At 46.1% G+C, this 3,601-nt stretch carries 4 protein-coding genes and 1 pseudogene; 4 read left to right on the top strand and 1 reads right to left on the bottom strand.

Features of this window, described 5'->3' with window-relative positions:
* The 4 genes and pseudogenes from A3757_RS18075 to A3757_RS18060 all read left to right on the top strand — a co-directional run.
* A pseudogene (locus tag A3757_RS18075) lies at nucleotides 1-382 on the top strand (UDP-N-acetylglucosamine 1-carboxyvinyltransferase); the annotation flags it as partial.
* A 26-nt stretch (nucleotides 383-408) separates the two neighbouring features.
* Nucleotides 409-1,041 carry an ATP phosphoribosyltransferase gene (hisG, locus tag A3757_RS18070; protein ID WP_068511138.1) on the top strand — a complete coding sequence of 211 codons (633 nt, stop codon included), beginning with the start codon at nucleotides 409-411 and terminating at the stop codon, nucleotides 1,039-1,041.
* 48 nt (nucleotides 1,042-1,089) lie between these two features.
* On the top strand, nucleotides 1,090-2,394 hold the full coding sequence (gene hisD, locus A3757_RS18065) for a histidinol dehydrogenase (protein WP_369808150.1): 1,305 nt from the start codon (nucleotides 1,090-1,092) through the stop codon (nucleotides 2,392-2,394).
* 15 nt (nucleotides 2,395-2,409) lie between these two features.
* Entirely contained in the window at nucleotides 2,410-3,171 is a 762-nt protein-coding gene (locus A3757_RS18060; RefSeq protein ID WP_068511135.1) for a Nif3-like dinuclear metal center hexameric protein, read from the top strand.
* A 4-nt stretch (nucleotides 3,172-3,175) separates the two neighbouring features.
* Here A3757_RS18060 and A3757_RS18055 read toward each other — a convergent pair.
* A partial coding sequence (locus tag A3757_RS18055) for a YhcB family protein (RefSeq protein WP_068643320.1) occupies nucleotides 3,176-3,601 on the bottom strand: 426 nt, incomplete at its 5' end.

Below are 3,601 nucleotides of genomic sequence, written 5' to 3'. Positions count from 1 at the left end.
ATCAGTGAAAACTGCACCTTATCCCGGGTTTCCAACTGATATGCAGGCACAGTTTGCATCGATGAATTGCGTAGCAGAAGGCACAGGTTCAATTACAGAAACAGTATTTGAAAACCGTTTTATGCATATTCACGAGTTAATGCGCATGGGGGCTGACGTTAAGCTCGAAGGCAACACTGCGATCATTACCGGGGTTGAGCAATTACATGCTGCGCCTATTATGGCAACTGACCTTCGTGCCTCTGCTTCATTGGTAATTGCGGGGCTTGTTGCGAAAGGTGATACGCTTGTTGATCGTATTTACCATGTTGATCGTGGTTACGAATGCATTGAAGAAAAACTGCAGCTACTGGGTGCAAAAATAAAGCGCCTGCCTAGTTAGACGGTGAAGTTTAAGAGTAAAAAATTATGTCAGAGAATCTAATAATTGCTTTGTCAAAAGGGCGCATCTTGAAAGAGACGCTTCCGCTGATTAAAGAGGCTGGAATCGAGCCGCTAGAAGATGTCACCAGTAGTCGAAAGCTGATTTTTGATACCACTGTAGAGAATGTGAAAATGATTATTCTCCGGGCCACCGATGTGCCTTCATATGTTCAATTCGGCGGCGCAGATATCGGTGTTACCGGAAAAGATGTCCTAATGGAACATGGCGCGGATGGCCTATACGAGCCATTAGATTTAGGTATTGCCAAATGCAAGTTAATGACTGCTGCGAAAAAAGGTAGTGTTAGCCCTAAGGGAAGAATTCGTGTTGCCACTAAGTTTGTAAACCTGGCTAAAGCATTCTATTCGCAGCAAGGTATTCAGACTGACATCATCAAGCTGTATGGGGCGATGGAGTTGGCGCCCCTATTAGATTTAGCTGATGAAATTGTCGATATCGTCGATACCGGAAATACCCTAAAAGCAAATGGCTTGGAGCCAAGGGAAATGATTCACCCTGATATTACAACTCGTCTTGTTGTGAATCGTGCGTCAATGAAAATGAAGCACGCACAAATTCAACCAATTATTGAAAAAATGAAGAAAGCCGTTAAATAAAGCTATCAAAGCTGACCTTCGGTGAGTTATGACTATTAACACAGGAAAATCTCAATGGTAGATATTAAACGTTTATCCAGTACTGATGATAATTTTGAAGCTGCTGTAAAGCAATTGGTTGCATGGGATGATCAGCTTGATCATGACGTTCATGCGACGGTCAAAACGATTCTGGATGACGTTAAATCTACTGGCGACGATGCCTTGGTTAAATACACTTCTAAGTTTGATGGTTTGAGTGTTGGAAGTGCCTCTGAGCTAGAGATTCCAAAGGCACGCTTAATGGAAGCGCTTCAAAGCCTACCTACCGATCAAAAGCAGGCTTTGGAGATCTCTGCACAGCGGGTAAAAGGCTATCACGAAAAACAGAATCAGGGTTCTTGGGACTTTACTGAAGTGGATGGCACGCGCCTTGGCCAGCGAGTAGTACCACTTGATAAGGCAGGTTTGTATGTGCCAGGTGGTAAAGCGGCTTATCCTTCGTCTGTTTTGATGAATGCTATTCCTGCAAAGGTAGCAGGTGTGCCTGAGGTCATCATGGTGGTGCCAACACCTAAGGGTGAAGTTAACGAGCTTGTATTGGCAGCTGCGGCGCTTTCCGGCGTCGACCGTGTCTTCACTATTGGGGGTGCTCAAGCGGTTGCAGCCTTAGCTTACGGTACAGCGACTGTTCCAGCAGTCGACAAAATTGTTGGGCCAGGAAATATTTTTGTGGCGACCGCCAAGCGAGAAGTATTTGGTACCGTTGGTATTGATATGATTGCCGGTCCTTCAGAGATTCTTGTGATTTGCGATGGGAAAACTGACCCAGACTGGATTGCAATGGACCTGTTTTCACAGGCAGAGCATGATGAAAACGCTCAGCCTATTTTGATATCACAAGACGAGCAGTTTTTAGATCAGGTTGAAGCCAGTATTAGCAAATTGTTGCCAACGATGGAGCGTGAGGAAATAATCACAGCATCGCTGGTATCCAGGGCAGCATTCATTAAGGTCGACTCTCTGAGCCAAGCGGCTCATGTTAGCAACCTGATAGCACCTGAACACCTGGAGTTATCAGTAGAAGATCCCGATGCCTTGTTGACAGAGATTCGCCATGCAGGCGCAATCTTTATGGGCCGCTATACCGCCGAAGCGCTTGGTGACTATTGTGCTGGACCTAACCATGTATTACCAACTTCTGGAACTGCACGCTTTTCTTCGCCTCTAGGTGTGTACGATTTCCAGAAACGCTCTTCGATTTTGCACTTCTCAGCAGAGGGTGCAAGTGAGTTAGGGAAGGTGGCATCGGTACTTGCTCGTGGTGAAGGATTGACAGCCCACGCTCGTTCCGCTGAATATCGCATCAAGTAGCTTAGGTCCGTAATCATGTCGGTTAACTTACAAGAATTGAGTACCTATCTTCAGCAATATTTATCGGTTGATAAGATTAAGGACTATTGCCCGAACGGTATCCAGGTAGAAGGTCGAGCTTCTGTTAAGCGAATCGTTGGTGGAGTAACCGCCTCCCAAGCATTAATAGATGCGGCAGTAGAGCAGAATGCTTGTGCTATTTTGGTTCATCATGGTTACTTTTGGAAAGGTGAAGCTCAGCCTATTACGGGTATTAAGAAAAAGAGAATTAAGCAGTTACTTGTCAACGACATTAGTCTCTTAGCTTACCACCTACCTGTCGATATTCATGCAGAGTGTGGAAATAACGCTCAGCTCGCGCTGCGTCTTGGTATCGATATAACGGGGCCACTGGAACTCGGAAACCCGCGTTCTGTGGGGCAGGTTGGTCGCTTAGATAAGGCGGTCACAGTTGAGCAGTTTTCCGAGCATGTGACTAACAAGCTAGGTCGCCAATGCGAGTTTGTTGGTGAGCCTAACCGGTTAATACAGAATATTGGGTTTTGTACTGGTGCAGCCCAGGGGATGATTGACCTTGCAGTGAGTCAGAACCTTGATGCTTACCTAAGTGGTGAGATATCCGAGCCAACCGTTCACGTCGCAAGAGAAACCGGGGTCGCCTATTTCGCCGCAGGCCATCATGCGACCGAGAAAGGGGGGATTCAAGCACTTGGGCAACATTTACAGGAAAAGTTTGATATCGAGTTTGAGTTTATCGATATCGATAATCCAGTTTAATGGCCTAGATTCTTGGTGGCTCTTTAACAAGCAGCTCTTCTTCTTGCTCCGAGCTAACTTCTTTTTTAGTAATGCCATAAGTTTCTGACAGTGTGCCTGTGTCGGCGTCGCTATTCTTTGGAGCATAGTCCATAGGTGGTGTGTAAACTTCAGCGCGGGGTTTCTGTGCAGCACTATCAGTACTTGCGTTAGATTGGCCGATTGCTAGAAAATCTTCAGCTTGCTCTTCATTGCACAAGCGGCTTGCGCCTTTAGCGAGCTGCTCATGCACCTCTCGGTAGCTTTTATTGAGGGTGTGTACAGCTTGCGCGGTATCCATAAAGTGTTCACTGACCTCAGCCTGGTACTTTTCATGACGAGCCTGTAGCTCGGCTAATTTTTGTTCCAAACGTTTATTCTTACTTGCTTCGCCTTGGACAGATCGATGAAA

It is taken from the genome of Oleiphilus sp. HI0117, assembly GCF_001635235.1.
This window is presented reverse-complemented; position numbering and strand designations above follow the sequence as displayed.